The sequence below is a fragment of the Hyphomicrobiaceae bacterium genome, assembly GCA_041397645.1.
GTDB lineage: Bacteria > Pseudomonadota > Alphaproteobacteria > Rhizobiales > Hyphomicrobiaceae > Hyphomicrobium_B.
In genome coordinates this window covers 354,867-373,365 of record JAWKWE010000004.1, presented here as the reverse complement: position 1 = coordinate 373,365, position 18,499 = coordinate 354,867, and the positions used below count along the sequence as shown (strand labels likewise).

15 protein-coding genes and 1 other RNA gene are annotated in these 18,499 nt (G+C 59.5%); 9 read left to right on the top strand and 7 right to left on the bottom strand.

The annotated features are described in order from the left end of the window. Positions 1–20: 20 nt before the first annotated feature. Positions 21–2,438: a UvrD-helicase domain-containing protein gene (locus R3D51_01795; GenBank protein MEZ5898202.1), complete on the bottom strand. Its 2,418-nt coding sequence runs from the start codon at positions 2,436–2,438 to the stop codon at positions 21–23. A gap of 256 nt (positions 2,439–2,694) precedes the next feature. Between R3D51_01795 and R3D51_01790 the strand changes: the two genes are divergently transcribed. Continuing rightward, a complete protein-coding gene (locus tag R3D51_01790) occupies positions 2,695–6,579 on the top strand; it encodes an AsmA family protein (GenBank protein ID MEZ5898201.1) in 3,885 nt (1,294 codons plus the stop codon). A 124-nt stretch (positions 6,580–6,703) separates the two neighbouring features. Continuing rightward, complete coding sequence (locus tag R3D51_01785) at positions 6,704–8,206, top strand: anion permease (protein ID MEZ5898200.1); 1,503 nt, start codon at positions 6,704–6,706, stop codon at positions 8,204–8,206. Here R3D51_01785 and R3D51_01780 read toward each other — a convergent pair. The 4 genes from R3D51_01780 to fumC form a co-directional block, all read right to left on the bottom strand. Next, positions 8,176–8,700, bottom strand: a complete 525-nt coding sequence (locus tag R3D51_01780) for an NUDIX hydrolase (GenBank protein MEZ5898199.1) — start codon at positions 8,698–8,700, stop codon at positions 8,176–8,178. The two genes, R3D51_01785 and R3D51_01780, sit on opposite strands and share 31 nt — an antisense overlap. Before the next feature lie 127 nt (positions 8,701–8,827). Next, positions 8,828–9,094 (bottom strand): ribbon-helix-helix domain-containing protein, encoded by a 267-nt coding sequence (locus R3D51_01775; GenBank protein MEZ5898198.1) that lies wholly within the window; start codon positions 9,092–9,094, stop codon positions 8,828–8,830. After that, a complete protein-coding gene (locus tag R3D51_01770) occupies positions 9,091–9,369 on the bottom strand; it encodes a DUF4169 family protein (GenBank protein MEZ5898197.1) in 279 nt (92 codons plus the stop codon). The genes R3D51_01775 and R3D51_01770 overlap by 4 nt, the downstream gene beginning before the upstream one ends. Before the next feature lie 6 nt (positions 9,370–9,375). Further along, positions 9,376–10,770 carry a class II fumarate hydratase gene (gene fumC / locus R3D51_01765; protein MEZ5898196.1) on the bottom strand — a complete coding sequence of 465 codons (1,395 nt, stop codon included), beginning with the start codon at positions 10,768–10,770 and terminating at the stop codon, positions 9,376–9,378. Between the two features lie 210 nt (positions 10,771–10,980). Between fumC and R3D51_01760 the strand changes: the two genes are divergently transcribed. After that, a complete protein-coding gene (locus R3D51_01760; GenBank protein MEZ5898195.1) occupies positions 10,981–12,030 on the top strand; it encodes a class I SAM-dependent methyltransferase in 1,050 nt (349 codons plus the stop codon). A gap of 296 nt (positions 12,031–12,326) precedes the next feature. Beyond that, positions 12,327–12,572: a hypothetical protein gene (locus tag R3D51_01755; protein ID MEZ5898194.1), complete on the top strand. Its 246-nt coding sequence runs from the start codon at positions 12,327–12,329 to the stop codon at positions 12,570–12,572. A gap of 8 nt (positions 12,573–12,580) precedes the next feature. Here the strand turns inward: R3D51_01755 and R3D51_01750 are convergent, their stop codons facing one another. Next, a complete protein-coding gene (locus tag R3D51_01750) occupies positions 12,581–13,264 on the bottom strand; it encodes a ClpXP protease specificity-enhancing factor SspB (protein ID MEZ5898193.1) in 684 nt (227 codons plus the stop codon). Between the two features lie 130 nt (positions 13,265–13,394). Further along, positions 13,395–13,787: a transfer-messenger RNA gene (ssrA, locus tag R3D51_01745) on the bottom strand. Positions 13,788–13,904: 117 nt separating this feature from the next. Between ssrA and R3D51_01740 the strand changes: the two genes are divergently transcribed. The 5 genes from R3D51_01740 (at position 13,905) to hflK (ending at position 18,499) form a co-directional block, all read left to right on the top strand. Continuing rightward, positions 13,905–14,687 (top strand): type II CAAX endopeptidase family protein, encoded by a 783-nt coding sequence (locus tag R3D51_01740; GenBank protein ID MEZ5898192.1) that lies wholly within the window; start codon positions 13,905–13,907, stop codon positions 14,685–14,687. Positions 14,688–14,765: 78 nt separating this feature from the next. Further along, positions 14,766–15,560 carry a thymidylate synthase gene (locus R3D51_01735; GenBank protein ID MEZ5898191.1) on the top strand — a complete coding sequence of 265 codons (795 nt, stop codon included), beginning with the start codon at positions 14,766–14,768 and terminating at the stop codon, positions 15,558–15,560. A 111-nt stretch (positions 15,561–15,671) separates the two neighbouring features. Next, a complete protein-coding gene (locus R3D51_01730) occupies positions 15,672–16,082 on the top strand; it encodes a hypothetical protein (protein MEZ5898190.1) in 411 nt (136 codons plus the stop codon). A 274-nt stretch (positions 16,083–16,356) separates the two neighbouring features. Further along, on the top strand, positions 16,357–16,929 hold the full coding sequence (locus R3D51_01725; protein MEZ5898189.1) for a dihydrofolate reductase: 573 nt from the start codon (positions 16,357–16,359) through the stop codon (positions 16,927–16,929). 385 nt (positions 16,930–17,314) lie between these two features. Further along, positions 17,315–18,499 carry an FtsH protease activity modulator HflK gene (gene hflK, locus R3D51_01720; GenBank protein ID MEZ5898188.1) on the top strand — a complete coding sequence of 395 codons (1,185 nt, stop codon included), beginning with the start codon at positions 17,315–17,317 and terminating at the stop codon, positions 18,497–18,499.

The following is an 18,499-nucleotide window of genomic DNA, read 5'->3' as shown; positions in this document are numbered from 1 at the left end:
GTGTGGTCGAATAACGGCTGTCAGCTGAGGAGATCGACGAAGCTGGCGACGACCCGTTTGGTGTCGCCAGCGTCGAAATCGATCGTAAGCTTGTTGCCGTCTACGTGCGTCACCGTGCCTGCGCCGAATTTCTCATGCGTGACGCGCGTCCCGGCCTTGAACTGTGGTGCGCTCGCGGACGAAGCCGCAACGAGTTCGCCGTCAATGGTGGTTGGCGTGCGCATCGGCTTTTTTTTCTTGTTATCGGATCGCGACCAAGTCTGTTGGGCGCGCTGCCAACCTGGTGTCTGATAATTCGATTTGGACGGCGGCGGTTCGCGGTCAAACCGGCTTGCGCCGAATGGATTGCCATAGCCAAAGCCGCGCCCTTGCGGGATGCCGCCATAAGGAGAGGGGTTCTCAACCACGTCGACGTTCGCGATAGGCAATTCATCCACGAAACGCGAGGGGATGGCTGATTGATAAAGCCCGTGCGTGCGGCGGTTTTGAGCGAACGAGACTTTTGCCCGCCGCTTGGCACGGGTGAGGCCGACGTAGGCGAGTCGGCGCTCTTCTTCCAATCCCGCCTTGCCGCTTTCATCGAGCGCGCGCTGATGGGGGAACAGTCCTTCTTCCCATCCCGGCAGGAACACGGTTTCGAACTCCAACCCCTTGGCCGCGTGCATCGTCATCAGCGATACGCGATCGCCGTCGCTACCCTGGTCGGCGTCCATGACGAGAGAGACGTGCTCCAGAAACCCGCCTAACGTGTCGAAATCGTGCATGAAGCGCACAAGCTCTTTAAGGTTTTCGAGGCGGGATTGGGCTTGCGGGCTCTTGTCCGCCTGCCACATGGCTGTATAGCCGCTTTCGTCAAGGATCTGCTCAGCAAGATCCGTGTGACGCATGCTGTCGAGCTGTACGCGCCAACGTTCGAACTGACGCAACAGGTCATAAAGCGATTTGCGCGCTTTGCCCGGCAGTTCGTCGGTTTCCACGATCTCGCGGGCGGCCACGTAAAGCGGCATGGATCGCGCGCGCGCCAATTCGTGAATGCGCTTCACCGAAGTATCCCCAAGTCCGCGCTTGGGCACGTTGATGATGCGCTCAAATTTCAAGTCGTTGGATGGATTTGCGACGACTTCGAGATAGGCGATGGCGTCCTTGATTTCCTGGCGCTCATAAAAACGCGGCCCGCCGATAACGCGATAGGGCAGACCCAGGGTGATGAAGCGTTCTTCGATGACGCGCATCTGGAAGGATGCACGCACCAGAACCGCGATTTCATTCAGTTTCTGTCGCGCACGCTGTGCGTTCTCGATGTCATCGCCAATGGAACGGGCTTCCGCTTCATCGTCCCAGAAGCTCGCTACCGACACACGCTCGCCAGCGGCGCCGTCGGTGAACAGCGTCTTGCCGAGACGACCCTCGTTGTGCGTGATGAGCCCGGAGGCCGCCGCCAGGATATGACTGGTCGAGCGATAGTTGCGTTCCAGCCGAATGACGCGCGCACCGGGAAAATCGGTCTCAAAGCGCAGGATGTTTTCCACCTCCGCGCCGCGCCAGCCGTAGATCGATTGGTCATCGTCGCCGACGCAGCAGACGTTGGGAATGCCCTGAGCCAGTAATCGTAGCCAGAGGTACTGGGCGACGTTGGTGTCCTGATACTCGTCAACGAGGATGTAGCGAAAGCGGCGGTGGTATTCTGCCAGCACATCCGGGTTGTCACGGAACAGTCGCAGACATTCGAGCAAAAGATCGCCGAAGTCGCAGGCGTTGAGATCCTTGAGCCGGCTCTGATAGGCCGAATAAAGCTCCTTGCCCTTGCCTTCGGCAAATGCGAACGCTTCACCCGCGGGCACCTTGTCGGGGGTCAGGCCCCGGTTCTTCCAGCTGTCGATCAGGGACGCAAGCTGACGCGCGGGCCAGCGTTCCTTGTCGATGCCAGCCGCTTCGATCACTTGTTTCAACAGACGCTTGGTGTCGTCGTCGTCCAGGATCGTGAAGCCCGATTTGAGACCGACAAGCTCCGCATGGCGGCGGAGGATTTTGACGCCAATGGAGTGGAACGTGCCGAGCCAGCTCATGCCCTCCACAGTCGTGCCGATCGCGGCGCCGATCCGGTCCTTCATCTCGCGGGCAGCTTTGTTTGTGAAGGTGACGGCCAGGATTTGTGATGGCCACGCCTTCCCCTGGGCGAGAATATGGGCAATGCGCGTCGTGAGTACGCGCGTCTTGCCTGTACCCGCACCCGCGAGGACCAGCAGCGGACCTTCCGTTTGCTCAACTGCGGAGCGTTGTTCTGGATTCAAGCCTTCCAGATACACGGGTGCGGGTCGCGACGCCGCAATCGCGCGCGCGGAGATAGAGCTCTGGGACGCACCGCCAACGGGAGCAGCCGGCGGAAGATCGAACGGCGGCTCTTCGAATTCGTCAGACTGATGCGGGGGCGACGACATGTTGCGACTCGCTGTCATTCCAATCAGGTAGCGTACCAAACCCGCTCCTACAACCCGGGAGCGGCAGTGTGCACAGTGGCGCGAAAATGCCCGCTAGTTGCCGCAAAACCTGGGCAAAGTTCTGGAATTGCGCCCTAATTCGGGTTCAGACTTATCCCCGGGTATGCGATAGAGTGTATATATCGGCGCTGCGCTTAAGAGCTGCCCGCCGAACGGTGCCGGAGCGGGCTGGTGCCGGTAAGAGAGCATTGGGCGGATGAACAACGGACTCCTGTATCTCGGCGGCCTCCTGGCGTTGGTGCTGGCGACCTTATTTGGTGCGCCGTATTTCATCGACTGGAACGGCTACCGCGGCGTTTTCGAGGAGGAAGCCTCGAAAGTGCTGGGCCGTGATGTTCGCGTCGGTGGCGCCGTCAACGTTCGCTTTCTGCCCACGCCGTTCGTCCGCTTTGAAAAGGTGCGCCTCGCCGACACCACCGGACAAACCGGCGAGCCGTTTATCCGCGCGGAAAGCTTCACCATGCGCCTGGCGGTTTCTCCGCTGCTGCGCGGCGCTTTTGAAGCCAACGAAATCGAATTGAACAAGCCGGTGCTGTCGCTGGTGCTGGATGACGTAGGCGGCGGCAACTGGTCCACGCTCGAATTGCGACCTGCCGAACTGCCGTTCGTGCCTCAGAACGTGGCGCTGCATTCGGTCCGTCTGCTCAAGGGCGCGATTGCCTTTCATCGCGCGGATGGCGCGCTGATCAGCACGGTCGATGCCATCAACGGTGAGTTGTCCGCCGACACCCTCAAGGGGCCGTTCAAGTTCAAAGGAAGCGCGCGCGTTGGCAGCGTTGTGCGGGATATCCGTTTTTCAACCGCCCCCGAGGACAATGAGGGCGTAGTCCACCTGAAGGCGGCGATGTATGGCGATGCCGGCGTCAACTCCTATGCCTTCGACGGAGCGTTGCGCGATTTCACGACCGCGCCGAAGGTCACTGGCGACCTCACGGGTAAGATTTTCCTTTCCCCTCCTGCGACCTCGGATGCGCAAGCGACGCGCGAACCGCCGCCCGTGCTCAACTTGAAGACGGCGACAACAGCCAGTGCTTCGGGCGCCTCGTTCGATAATGTCGAGCTTGAACTTGACGGTGCGGCCGAGCCGCAGATTTTGACGGGCGCGGCATCTGCGAATTGGGCGAACGATCTTAAGTTCGACACCAAGCTCACCGCGAAATGGCTGGATCTCGACATGCTCGCGGCCCCGCACGGTCAGCAGGCTGGTATCGATGGCTTGCGGCAGCTGTTTATGGCTCTGGTAGAAGGATTGGGCGGAAACGGTTCTGCGACCGTGCAAGTTGCTATTGATCAGGTGAAGTTTGGCGGAGAGCAGGCGGGCGCGCTCGATCTCGATGCAGAACGCCACCAGGACGTGGTGACGCTGCGGCGGTTGTCGGGCGGTCTGCCCGGAGGCGCACGTATCGATCTCTCCGGAAAGATTGAGGGTGCCAAGAGGGACGACAAGACGTTTATCGGCGAAGGCACGGTTAGGGGCGTGAACTTTGCGCGCGTTCAAGCCTTCGCGAAAAAGTCCGGCATCGATATCGACCTGAATTCCGACGGTCCGTTCTGGGTCGCCGGCGACGTCGCCATGGGACCGGGACGTTTTGCGCTGACAAATGCCAAGGCGCAGATTTCGGGACAGCTTGTCGATGGCGAGGTGCGCATTGACAGCGGCGCACGCAAGCACGTCACGGTTCGTCTCGATGGCGATGATATCGACAGCGCAGTCTTTTTCCCAGAGCAGGCAAGCTACGTCAGCAGCGTCTGGCGCCATGCGCTTGGGCTTGAGACCGCTTCCGACAAGGAGGCAGCGGAGAACCCGGAAGCGTCACGTCCCGAGACAACCGTTGAGCTGACCGCGCGTCGCCTCACTCATGCTGGCAGCGTCTATAACGATGTCGATGCACAGATCGTCATTGAGCCTGCTAGTCTGAACGTGCCGAAAGCGCGTCTGAAAACGCAGGCAGGCGCCCGGATTTCGACTTCGGGACGTATCATGCGAGCAAGCGCAGACGGCGGGGCTGCGAAGGGAACATTGAATTATGAGATCGATGCCGCCGATAGCCGTGCCATTGGCGAAGTGAGCAAGCTGCTCGGGCTCGAAGTCATACTGGATAAACAGATAACAGCTCTGCCATCCGCCCGCTTGGCTGGGTTGGTGCAGATCGGCAAACGTCAGGCCGGATCAGCCGATGTTACATTCGATGGTCTCGTTGGCGGCGCGCGCCTCATCGGCGAAGGCGCATTCGACAACGGCTTTTCGGCTTGGCGGACCGCGCCTGCCCGAATTGTGGCCACTATCAACGCCGCAGACTTGGGCGAAATTCTTAAACTCGCTGGCGCAGGACCGCAGCTTCTGAACGGACTGAAATCGCGGCCCGGTGAAGTCAGCCTCGCTGTCTCCGGTCTGTTGTCGCAAGGGGCGAAGTCGCTGGCCGAGGTGAACGCGCAAGGTTTGTCGGCCAAGTTGCAAGGCTCGCTGTCGGCGCAGGACAATCAAACGTTCGCTTACGAGGCCGACGGCTCGGTCGATGCGCAAGACGCGCGTGAGGCCCTTGTGCTGGCGGGTGTCGTTGCGCCCGCCGGGTTGACGCTGTCGAGCCTAGCGGGTCCGATCAAAGTATCGGCCAAGGATGGCGTGACGACACTGGCCAGCCGCAACCTGAAATCCGCATCGAGCGTGATCAAGGGATCTGTGAAGCTAACGCGGGGAGAAAGTGGCTCAGGCGAAGGCGTTTCGAATGTCGAAGCCGATCTGGAGGCTGACCAAGCATCCGTCGCGGGCCTTCTGAGCTGGTTGAGCGAGGCGGCTCGCGCTGAAGCGGCCGAAGATGTCGAGGAGAGCGTGTGGCCCACCGCACAGTTCGATCTGAAGCCGTTCGCGCATAATCGCGGTACGATGCGCCTGAAACTCGGCAAGCTCGAACTTGCCGACGGACTGGAGGCCCAGGACGCGATCGCGCAGATCACGGTTCAGGATAGCAAAGTCTCAATCGAGAGCCTGAAGGCGCGCGCTGCGGGCGGGGATTTGAACCTTTCAGCGAAAATCGAGAAGGTATCTACCGGCTTCACACTGTCGGGCAATCTCGCGCTCGATGCCGATCTGGCAGCTTTGAACGCCAAAGCGAAGGGTCGGGCGGTGCTCGAATTTGAAGGTTCAGGCCGAGGACTTAGCCCGGCGACTGTCATCAATGGCCTGACTGGCAAGGGGACGATCAAGCTTCATGACGCGCGCCACCCCGGTCCCGCGCCGGCACTCGTCGCGGATGCGAGTGATGCCGTGTTGGCCGGCCAGATGGAAAACGATGCCAATGCGATTGGGCAATCGCTCTCTTCAGCCTTGGCGTCCGCCTCCGTCGTCGAAGGCGACAAAACCTTGTCGTTCGAAGTGGCCGGTGGAAATGTGAAAGTCGAACCCTACACCGTTAAGACAGCGCAGGGTTCGGCTCAGGTCACGACGACGGCGAGCCTTTCCTCTCTCGGGTTGGACAGCGATTGGCAAGTGAGCGCGATGGCCACGCCGCTTCCGCCTCCTCCTGAAGCTGGTCCCGATTGGAAGCCCGCATCTAAAGGGCCATTGCCCGCAGTCGAATTCGTCTACACCGGCGCGTTGGGTGACCTCGACGGGCTTGAGGTCAGTGTCGAAGCTGCGGATCTGCAGCGCGAACTTGCCGTACGGCAGATGGAACGCAAAGTCGAAGAGTTGGAAATCCTGCGCAAGAACGATGACGATCGGCAGCGTATGGACTTAGAGCGTCGCAAGACACTCGAAGTCGAGCGGGCTAAGGCGGCCGCTGCAGCGGCTGCAGCGAAGGAAGCTGCCAAGCAGCAGCAAAAGCGCGAGCAACAACCTTCAAACGCAAGTGGGCCGCCGGTCGTGCCTGAATCGAGCGATACTGAACCCATCGTTCCGCAGAGCGGTCCACCTGAGGATACGGTGGAGACAACTGCTGATGTTCCGGCCGAGGTCGCAAGCGAGCCTCGCAGGCCACTGCCACAGCGTACCTATAGCGCGAAGCCCGATGTACGTTCGCCGCCGCGCGCACGCCGTACGCCGTCCGACGAGATCAATCGCGCATTCGGCAACTGGCCGTAAGCCGGTTCACAGGACGCCGCTGTGACCCCATCGCCACGACTGGATTGTTATGTGACGGATTTGTGACAACCGTCATCAAGGATGCTATGCCCCTCTCGCCTGAAAAAGCAGCGCCGGAGAGGAAATGGCCAAGCCATCCCTGGATAAAGACCTAAAAAAGGTCGTCCATATCGAGAAAGCCGCCGAATCGCTCAGCCGCTCGCTTGCCAAGCCGGGGTTGCTCGCCGTTTTCATGGCCGGATGCATCGCCGTTGCGAGCCTCTTCATCGATCAGAGTTCGCACGCGAGTCTCGTGATCATTGCCGCCGTCATTGCCGCATACATGGCCTTGAACATCGGGGCCAATGATGTGGCCAACAACATGGGCCCGGCGGTCGGCAGTCGCGTGTTGAGCATGTCGGGGGCAATTGCAATCGCAGCGCTCTGCGAGGCGTCGGGCGCGATCCTTGCCGGCGGAGATGTTGTCAGCACGGTCGCAAAAGACCTTCTCGCCTCCGATCATGGGATGAAAGCGATCTCGTTCATTCACGTCATGATGGCAGCGTTGCTGGCCGCGTCGTTATGGATACATCTGGCGACCTATCTGGGAGCGCCGGTTTCCACCACCCATGCGATCGTTGGTGGTGTCATGGGAAGCGGTGCGGCGGCCGCTGGTGTCGATGCGGTCAATTGGTCGGTGATGGGCAAGATTTCCGCCAGCTGGGTCATCTCGCCGATCATCGGTGGACTATTTGCGGCCCTTCTTTTGGGCCTCATCAAATGGTTGATCCTTTATAGGGAGGATCGCGTCGCGGCGGCGCGTACCTGGGTGCCTCCGCTTGTCGCGCTCATGTCGGGCGTCTTTGCAATGTACCTCGTGAGCAAAGGTTTGCGGCGGATTTGGTCGCCCTCGACGAGCGCCATCAACGCCTTCGGGGTTGCGTTTTTCATCCTCGGCTTTGCCGTAACGCGGCCTTGGATCTCGCGCCACGCCGCAACGATCCCGAACACCCGCAAGGCAATCGCGCAATGCTTCACAATTCCACTGATCTTTGCGGTAGCCCTGTTGTCGTTTGCCCATGGCGCCAACGACGTCGCAAACGCGGTTGGACCGCTGGCCGCTATCGTGTCTGCTGCGCAATATGGAACCAATGCTTCAGAGAATGTGGCGCTGCCACTGTGGGTCTTGGCCATCGGCGCTTTCGGCATCTCGCTTGGGCTGTCGCTGTTTGGCCCCAAGCTCATCCGCACCGTGGGTGAGAAGATCACCAAGATGGACCCGATCCGCGCGTATTGCGTCGCTCTATCGGCCGCCATCACGGTCTTATTCGCGTCCGCGATGGGGCTGCCGGTGTCTTCCACTCACATCGCGATCGGGGCGGTGTTCGGAGTAGGTTATCTGCGCGAACTTCTTACCAATAAGGGTGTGCCCAACCCTGCCGTTAAGCCGCGATCGGTTTTCCTTGAGCCCTCAAAGCTCAATCAGACGCCCGAAGAGGCGATCGAGAACTACCAGAAAAAGGAAAAGCGTCGGTTGGTGCGCCGCCAGCATGTCTTCGGCATAGCCGCGGCGTGGGTCGTCACCGTGCCTGCGGCCGCGCTCTTGGCGGCGGGCTGTTATGTGGTGCTGCGCGCGGTGACAGGCTGAGGCGCTGCTGGCGGCGTCGCATTAGGAAACAGAACGCGCCGGCTGAGTTCGGTAGCGAGGTCGGCAAGCATCGGATCGTGTAATAGCCGCTTGGCCTCGCGCAGAAGCACCCAATGGCGGTGCCTGTTGGGCTGTTCAAGCCAAGTGTCGTGCTGGCGCATCACACGCAGAGGATAAAGGTCGACTTCGACAACTTTGCGCGCGATCCCACCCTTCTTGATGGTGCGGTAGGTGCCGATCGGTTTGTGGTCAATTTCTCCTTCGATGCCGGCTTCCTCGAACGCTTCCTGTTGTGCGCTTTCCCACGCCGTCTTACCCTCGATCACCGAGCCCTTGGGAAAGATCCAGCGTCCGCTCCGGCGCGAGGTGACGAGCAGAAAAGCGACCTTTCCATCGACAACTGCATAAGGGAGGGCGGCAACCTGACGGGTTTTTTCCGGAGATCGCACGCGCAGCAGGAAGCGGTCCAATAGATGTTGCGAGAATTTTTGCATTCGCGATGCCGAGATCCTGACCGCTTCAGCCTTAACCGCCACACAAGAGCCTCTGAAGCGGGCGCAGTGTAACCGGAAGACGCCCGTGTGCAATCTCAGGATGTCAGTTGTGGAGAAAGAGATCGCCTCAGCGAACTTCACTCTTCAGCGGAACGGCGCCCTGGATCGCATTTGTGCCTGCCGCGCGGTCGCGGTAGCGCTCCAAAAGAAAAATGCGTACCGCGCTCGATAGCCCGGTCGCACCGCGCTTAGCGTCAATTTCCGCGACTAGCCCCGCGAGCGCGACGCCTTCTTCCGCAGCGGCCTCTTTCAGCGCATCCCAAAACGCTTTCTCCAGTGAGATCGACGTGCGGTGCCCTTTGATCGCAAATGACCGCTTCAAGGGCCGGTTCATGATGCTGCGCCGGGATCGAAGTCTGGATCGAAATCGGGAGGTGGTGACGGCTCATTGCCGTTTTGTGGTTTCTTGGGTTCGAAGTCTACCGTCACGCCCGTGTCGCGCTGGGCTTGATCGAGCTGCTTTTCGCGACGCCCCGCCTCGTCTTCATCTCTGGTGCGTTCAGCCTTGCTGCGGCCGAAGCTGGCGCGGTTTTCTTGCGCGAGCTTTTCCTTCTCGGCCCGCTCCTTGGCTTTGCGGAATTTGTTGAGATTGACGATTTCAGCGGTCATGCAACCTCATGCGGGATCAGGGCTAATCATTTTGGCCGGAACGACGATCCGATCAAAGTCTTCCGCCGGGATGCCATCCGCAATAGCCTCCTCGCGCAAGGTCGTGCCGTTTTTGTGCGCGGTCTTGGCAATCTTTGCGGCGCGGTCGTAGCCGTACTTTTCTTTCAATGGCGTCACCAACATCAAGGAGTTTGCCAGTCCTTGGGCAATGTTGTCGAGTCGCGGTTCGATTCCCACGACGCAGTTGTCGGTGAAGGACACCGCCGCGTCCGCGAGCAGGCGCACCGACTGCAGGAAGTTGTAAGCCATCATCGGATTGAACACATTGAGTTCGAAGTGCCCCTGACTGCCGGCGAACGCGAGGCCCGCGTTATTGCCGTGGATGTGCGCGCACACCTGCGTCATGGCTTCGCACTGGGTCGGATTAACCTTGCCGGGCATGATGGAAGAGCCGGGCTCGTTCTCTGGCAGGGCCAGTTCGCCGAGCCCTGCGCGCGGACCGCTGCCCAGGAAGCGGATGTCGTTGGCGATCTTGAAGCAACTCATGGCGACAGTGTGGATCGCGCCATGCGTCATCACCATCGCATCGTGCGCCGCCAGAGCCTCGAACTTGTTGGGAGCGGTGGTGAACGGCAGCTTGGTGATCGCCGCGATCCGTTCGGCAACTTTGCGCGCAAACCCCTCGGGCGATGCCAGACCCGTTCCAACGGCGGTGCCGCCTTGGGCCAGTTCCATGAGGGCGGGAAGCGTCAGCTCGATGCGCTTGATGCCGTTTTCGATCTGCTTGGCGTAGCCGGAAAACTCCTGGCCAAGCGTTAGCGGCGTGGCGTCCTGCGTGTGGGTGCGGCCAATCTTAATGATGTCCTTCCAGGCCAGCGCCTTGGCTTCGAGCGCGTCATACAGGTGCGCCAAGGCTGGCAGCAGCCGGTTCGCCACCTCTTCTGCACAGGCGATATGCATGGCCGTGGGGAAGGTGTCGTTTGACGACTGGCTCATGTTGACGTGGTCGTTGGGATGCACCGGCTTCTTGGTGCCCATCGTTCCGCCCAGCATCTCGATGGCGCGGTTCGAGATGACTTCGTTGGCGTTCATGTTGGACTGCGTACCAGAACCCGTCTGCCAAACGACAAGCGGGAAATGGTCATTGAGTTTGCCGTCGATGACCTCTTGGGCGGCCTTGACGATGGCGTCACCGATTTTGGGGTCGAGCTTTCCGAGCGCCATATTGGTTTCAGCTGCCGCCCGCTTGACGATGCCCAGAGCGCGCACGATCGCCTGCGGCTGTTTTTCCCATCCGATCTTGAAATTTCCAAGCGAGCGTTGGGCCTGTGCGCCCCAATAGCCCTCAGAGGGAACTTCGATGGGGCCGAAGGTGTCGGTCTCGGTGCGATGAGAGGTCATGGAGTGCGGCTCGCGGATCAATGGTTGCGTTGCAGCATGCCGATTAGCATGACCCTGGCCCAAGTACAAAATGGCCATTTGGGTCTGTCAGCGAGGAGAATTGCAGCGAGGTCGCTTGGTTGAGGCTTCAGGCGAATGCCTCGAGCCTGCCGAATGTGCAACAAACTTGTCCGGGAGCATCAGAAACGACCAGAAAGGGTGTGACGCTCAATGACGTTAGACATGCAAAAACTCGAGCCGCTACTCGGCATGATGGTGAACGAGATTGGCGCCGCGGCGAACGCAGCTCTAGTAATGGTCGGCGATAAGCTCGGTCTCTACAAGGCGCTCGCAGCAATCGGCCCGACGACACCGGAAGAGCTCGCCAGGAAGACGAACACTGCGCCGCGCTACATTCGCGAGTGGTTAAGCGCGCAGGCAACGTCAGGGTTCGTCACCTACGACGCAGCATCCAACAAGTTCTCGATGAGCCCGGAGCAGGCGGCCGTGCTTGCCGACGAGGACAGCGTCGTCAACTTGACCGGCGGGTTCTACGCGCTGGCGGCGGTTTTTGCGGACGAGCCGCGCCTGACAGAAGCTTTCAAGACCGGCAAGGGCATCGGGTGGGGCGAACACTGCAATTGTCTGTTCTGCGGCACGGAACGGTTCTTCCGGCCTGGCTACAAGGGGCATCTGGTTGTCGAATGGCTGCCTGCCCTCGATGGAGTCGTTTCCAAACTGGAGAAGGGCGCAAAGGTCGCCGACATAGGCTGCGGCCATGGCGCCTCGACACTCATCATGGCGCAGGCTTTTCCGAAGTCTAACTTTGTCGGGTACGATTTCCATGAGCCGTCAGTCGTTCGCGCACGGGAGGTCGGAGTTGGCAGCACCAATCTTTCTTTTGAGCAGGCGCGGGCGCAGGATTTCCCGGGCGGCAATTTCGATCTGGTGACGATCTTCGATGCCCTGCACGACATGGGCGATCCGGTCGGTGCGGCACGCCGTGTGCGGGAATCGTTGAAAGACGACGGTACGTTCATGATCGTAGAGCCGATGGCTGGAGATACGCTGGCAGAGAACATGAATCCCGTGGGGCGCGTCTATTACGCCTTCTCCACGAACGTCTGCGTGCCTGCCTCGCTTAATCAAGAGGTCGGCGCGGCCTTGGGCGCACAGGCGGGAGAAAAGCGGCTGACGGAAGTGCTGCGCGAGGGCGGCTTCACGCGTGTTCGTCGCGCCGTCTCAGCGCCCTTCAACATGGTGCTGGAAGCGCGCCCCTAGACCGGCACAGCTCTGACCAGCAGCTCAACGGCCGAGCAACTGCGGCCGTTGAGCATCATTAGACTCAATGCGAGCCAAACCCGAGCAGAATATTGCCGCGTTTGGCTCGTTATCTCGTTAGGCTTTTGCGTAGATGAAGCGGTCAGGCGCGTTGCGTGTGGAACGAGCGGACGTTCCACAACCGTCCTTGCCGGGTCTGCCGCGGGAATACGGGAAGCCCACTTTTTTCCAAGTGTGCGTGGCCCTTGAGCAGCATGGTCTGCAAGGGCGGTGCTCAAACCCGGGGTGAACACGCCATGGAATCCAAAATCATCGTCATGATCGTCCAACTCGCCATGCCCAATGGCGACGCCGGTTTGCAGGTCAGACCGATGGAGAATGCCCAGGCCTGTTACAGCGCCGCCGAGATCGAAGCGAGCGATCCTTTCGTTGCCGATGTTCAATGTTCCGAATTGGTCGGAGGCGTTCTCCAGCCGGGGTACAATCCACGCCTGCAGAAACGCAAGCCGGGTACGACGACCAACTTTAAATCGACAGGCTGAGCGGTTCGCTATTTTTTGCGGAATGCGTCGAGGCTGATGACCTTCGAGCCTGCCTTGTCGTCCTCGGCTTGAGCAGGCTGCGCGGTTTGGGCATCTTCCGAAAATTCTGTGGCGGCCGCCGATGCGGGCTCGGGTTGGGGCGGAACGGGTGCGGACTCGTTTGAGCCATCCTTGCGAGCCGCAGCTTCCGCTTCTTTTTCCGCGCGGGACTTGCGCGGGCTTCGCGGCTTCTTCGTCAAGGTGGCGCGCGGGCTGTCCGGGCGCGCATCGCTAACAGCGTCGTAAGCGGCATCCATGGTCATGGAGCGACGCGGCGCTGTTTGCGGACGGTCAGCGGCATCCTCGAACTGAAGTCCGAAATGGACGGATGGATCGATGAACACCTTGATGGCAGAAAGCGGAACGACAAGACGCTCAGGCACGCCGTCAAACGTCAGCTTCACCTCGAAGCGGTCTTCCGAAACAATCAGATCCCAGAAACGGTGTTGTAGGACGATTGTCATCTCGTCCGGATATTTCTCTTTCAGTCGCTTGGAAAGAACGACGCCAGGAGACTGGGTGCGGAACGAAATATAAAAGTGGTGCTCGCCGGGAAGTCCGGTCTTGGCAATTTGCTGAAGGGCGGCGCGAACGATTCCGCGCAGTGCATCCTGCTGGAGCGCCTCATAATCGATCATTGGCCCGCCTGCCATCGGCTCAGTCGCTCTTCTTCTCGTTTGTTCCCGCACATCCCCGCGTGCACGCCCACTTCGATCCTGGACGAGGATTCTCGTATAACGCACGTCGCGTACTACAAAAGAGCATAGTTTGACGCGGACGAGAAGTGGAGGGCTTCTGTTGCCCGGTGCCCTCCTAACCGCGCCTTACCCGGCTAGGGGTAAGGGCTTGAGTTTAGGCATTTCGCGCCGCATTACGCAGCGAGAGCAGCCTCAGCATAGTTGTCATTGGCAACTATTCTGAATGACCCGATAACGGTGGTATCATGCCGGGCAAAAGCTAAACCCTTTACACCCTCGTCGATCCTAGTTCGCCCCCATTCCGGTCGCATTTGCGGCTCCCAATCGGGAAGCTGCCGCAATCTGCGGGAAAAAAGAATGGTGGAGGCGCCGGGTACCGCCCCCGGGTCCGAATGGCTTATTACGGTCGCGTTTATCGCCATAGCCGGACGAATCCGGCCCCCTGAATATAGGGGGCCCGAACTGAAAAAAGAAGTCGCCGTTCGTCCGTCCGTTGGGCGAAATTGGGGGTAGATGGCGTTGTTGTGGGAAATTCGGAGCGCCATAGCGTCGCGAATGCCCCGCGCCGGGTCTGTGCATGTAGAAAGGTACGAGATTGGAGCAGGAGGTACTTGGCGAGGTGCATAAGCCGCCGCGCACCTGGCGTGTCTGGATCCCAGCTGTTGCCGCTTTGCTACTGGCACTGGCGATCGTGCAGCTCGCGATGCTCGCTGGGCTTCAGGCCGCGTCCATGTTCGATGTGGCTGCCGACTACAGTACACCCGGCGCGCACCAGCCCGGCCATTTCGAAACCCTCCAAGCCCAACGGCTCGGGGCATATTTTGCCGGCTTTCAGCTGACAGTCGTGACGTTGACCCTGCTTGCGGCGTTTTTGACCCCTCCTTTGCGCGGGCGGGTTTTGCTGTTCTCGCGGCCGCGTGGCGGAATTGCCGCCGTTGGTCTTGCTATCCTCGGGCTCCTGGCGATTTCATCGGCTATCGGAACGCTGATTTATCAATTGGATCGCACGACCTTTATCCACGATATCCGCCCATTTGCGCACATCGCGAGTTCAAGCAGCTGGTGGATGCTGTTGCTGGCGGCCGGTGTGGGAGCCCCTTTGTCGGAGGAACTGTTGTTCCGCGGGCTGCTGTTTGGCGGGTTGCGGGATTCGCCACTAGGGTTCGTTGGTGCCGCCGGTATCAGCGCTGGGTTTTGGACAGCTCTTCACGCCAGCTACTCGATCTATGCTCTGGCGCTCTTGTTCGTCATCGGGATTTATTTCGCCTGGTTGCGCGAGCGCACGCAAAGCTTGTGGCCTTCGATGGCAGCACACGCGGTTTATAACAGCGCCATCGTCCTCGCCCTGGCGTTTGTCCCGGAAGTGGTGCTGCAATAGCTGGCGCGGGCGAATTGGACGTGCACAGCCTCGGTGGAAGTTCGGCAAGGTTCGGGAATCGGCTTAAGAACACCGGCTATGGAGCAATACCTCGATCTTCTCGCCCGGGTGCGTAATACGGGCACGGAAAAGACCGACCGCACAGGAACCGGGACGCTGAGCGTTTTCGGCCACCAGATGCGCTTTGATCTTTCCCGCGGGTTTCCGCTTCTGACGACCAAGAAGCTGCACGTGAAGTCGATCATCCACGAGTTGATCTGGTTTCTCGCCGGTGACACCAATATCAAGTACCTGAAAGACAACGGCGTGCGCATCTGGGATGAGTGGGCAGATGCCGACGGCAATCTTGGACCGGTCTACGGCAAGCAGTGGCGGTCGTGGGCCGCGCCGGACGGGCGCACGATCGACCAGATTTCCGAGGTCGTGAATACACTCAAGACCAATCCGGATAGCCGCCGTATTATCGTGTCGGCCTGGAACCCGGCTGACATCCCCGATATGGCGCTGGCGCCCTGTCACTGCCTGTTCCAATTCTACGTGGCGGATGGCAAGCTTTCCTGTCAGCTTTACCAACGTTCAGCCGACGTTTTTCTCGGCGTGCCATTCAACATCGCAAGCTATGCGCTGCTCACCTTGATGATGGCGCAAGTGACAGGGCTGAAGCCTGGCGATTTCGTGCACACGTTTGGGGATGCGCATCTTTATCTCAATCACCTGGAGCAAGCGGATCTGCAACTGTTACGCACACCGCGCCCGCTGCCCGTCATGCACATCAACCCGGACGTGAAGTCGATTTTCGATTTCCGCTACGAGGATTTCCGTCTCGAAGGCTACGATCCTCATCCGCATATTGCCGCGCCGGTAGCGGTTTAATGAGGCATTTCCGCAGACCACTGAATTTCAGGGGATAGAACATCCCTGCATCTCGACCAGCGCCCCTGTTTTCGTGTAGCTGCAGTTTCGCGAAATCTGGGGGGATGCGCGATGAAACGCGGGTTTGCGCTGCTGCTGTCAGTGGGATTGGTTGTGGCGGGCTGTGCCTCGATCACAAAAGGCACCACGCAGACAATTTCTTTGAATACGCCCGGCGCGCCGGGATCCAGCTGCACGCTGACGTCGGAAGGCATCGGCACCAAAACCCTGATTACTCCAGGGACGCTCGTGCTGGACAAGAGCCAGTACAATGTTGCGGTGACCTGCAAAAAAGAGTGCTATGAGGATGGCGTCGGCGTGATCGCGTCATCGACGGAGACCATGGCTGCTGGCAATTTGATTGCTGGTGGCGTTGTTGGCCTCGCTGTTGATGCCGCCAGTGGCGCCATGAACAAATATAACGAGGTTAATCAGATCGCGATGGTTCCAATTGCGGGCTGTAGACCGACGAAGGGCGCTTAAAGCCCAGCGGAAGCTGAAACAAACGTGATTGTCTCACTTATCGTTGAGTGAAGTTCATAGAAGCCCCTTGGTCGCCGATTGCCGCAGATGAGATGGGCCTGGTGGCCAATTTGGCCTAACATATAGTTGTTGGTGAGCATTGGAGCACACACCAAAAGGTCTTTTAATGTCCCGGGATTCTCGTAACTTGCCGATGCGTGTATAAGTGATTCGGAAGGTGCCTCATGGTTTTCCGAGTCAACCCGTGGGGACGGGCTTGAGAGGGGGAGCTGCTATGGCAATGAAGCCGACGTATAGCTACGTCGTCGCGCGTACTCGCAACAAGGTCATTGGTTGTGAGAACAAGATGCCATGGCACCTGCCCAGCGACCTGAGAAATTTCAAAAAGATTACGTTAGGCAAGCCCGTTATTATGGGCCGAAAAACGTTCGAGTCCATTGGTAGGGCGCTCCCCGGCAGACCAAACATCGTGGTTTCAAGGGAGAATGGCATAAGTGCTCAAGATGTTTTCGTTGCGGGCACCAAGTCGGCTGCCATGGAATTTGCTGAGCGGGAATGCCGACGCCTTGGTGTCGATGAGATTATGATAATCGGCGGGCAGGCAGTTTTCGATCTTTTCAAGAATGAAGTGTCCCGTGTCTATTTAACTGAAATAGACGCTACGATTGAAGGTGATGCCTTTTTTGACGCTTCCTTTGACGGTTGGACGGAAGTGGCTTCTTTTGAAGTTCCAAAAGGTCTGTTCGGTGACGAGTACTCGTTTAGTTTCACTAAGCTGGACAGAAATCCTGCACTCCAAAAAAAAGCCCTCGTAGATATAGGTAGTCAAAGCCTTATCTATGCATGAGTAAGCGCGGCACGCTGTAGTTTTCCTTGCGTCTATAAGATCGCTGCCGGGAGGAGCTTCCGCAGGGCCCCAAAGACGAGTACGCCTCCACCCTTATCGTTTTCGAGCGGTTTGCGGACGGGGCGTCTTAACCGCGATTGATCCGGGCGCTTGAACGGACTGGAAAAGCCACCATTTCTAGGGCTCTAAGTCCGCGAAGCGGCGCTCGGGGCCCGGGCGTTTGCCTGGGGGAACCCCCTGTCCTATAAGCGAGCCTGATGATTTGAAGCGACCCCCCTTGAAACGGGATTGGAACTTTCAGCCGCCACGAATGGAGCGGCTGGCCCGCGCGCAGTTCAGTGCCAGTGGGCGATGAAACATTATTGATGCAGGATGAGGCTTAAGAATGCCCTGGAGTAATCAAGGCGGTGGCGGCGGCGGCCGTAAAGGCGGCGGCAACGGCGGCGGGCCGTGGGGACAAGGTCCGTGGGGCCAGGGCGGTGGCGGCGGTCAGCCGCCCGATCTCGATGAGATCCTGCGTCGGGGCCAAGACAAGGTGAAACAGGTGATGCGCGGTGGCGGCGGCGGTGGCGGCCGCGGCGGTGATGGTGGCGGGGTGCCCAAGCCCTTCTTATTTCTGATTGCCGTGCTGGGTCTCATGGCGATTGCGTTCTATGGCTTCTTCTACAGGGTCAATCCCGACGAGCAGGGCATCGTGCTGCGGTTCGGTAAGTTCGACCGTTGGCAGGGGCCTGGTCTTCACTTCCGCCTTCCTTATCCGATCGAGGAAGTGCGCACGCCTCAGGTCACGCAACAGCGCACGATCGAAGTGGGCACAGGCCGTGCCGGTTCGCGCTCCAGCTCCGTCGACGGACCCGACAGCGGCCTGATGCTGACCGGCGATGGCAACGTCGTCGATGTCCGCTTCGTCGTGTTCTGGCGCATCAATACCGAAACCGACAAAAAGACCGGCCAGACGGGTGTCGAGCAGTACCTCTTCAACATTGCTCAGCCCGAGACGACCGTGCGTGAGGTGGCGGAAAGCGCCATGCGTGAAGTTGTCGGACAGTCAAATTTGCAGCCTTTGCTGACCAGTGGCCGCCAGAAGGCGCAGGAAGAGGTTCAGGCGCTGATGCAGCGAATGCTTAACGATTACGGCGCTGGCATCAAGATCGACCAGGTGCAGTTGCGCGAAGTCGATCCGCCAGCCGAAGTAATCGCCGCCTTCCGCGACGTTGCTGCGGCAGGGCAGGACAAAGAACGCTTGATCAAGGAAGCGCAGACATACGCCGATCAGATTTTGCCGCGGGCGAGGGGTGAAGCCGATCGTATTCTCGCGAATGCAGAGGGCTTCAAGCAGCAGACCATTGCCGAGGCGACAGGTCAGGCCGCCCGCTTCCTCAGCGTTTATGAGGAATACAAAAAGGCACCGGACGTAACGCGCGAGCGGTTGTTCCTGGAAATGCAGGAGCGTGTGCTTTCCGGCGCCGATAAGATCATTCTGGACTCCAAGGGAGGCTCCGGCGTCGTGCCGTTCCTTCCCCTCGACCAGCTACAGAAACGCAAAACACCAGCCGCGGGAGAGCAGTGA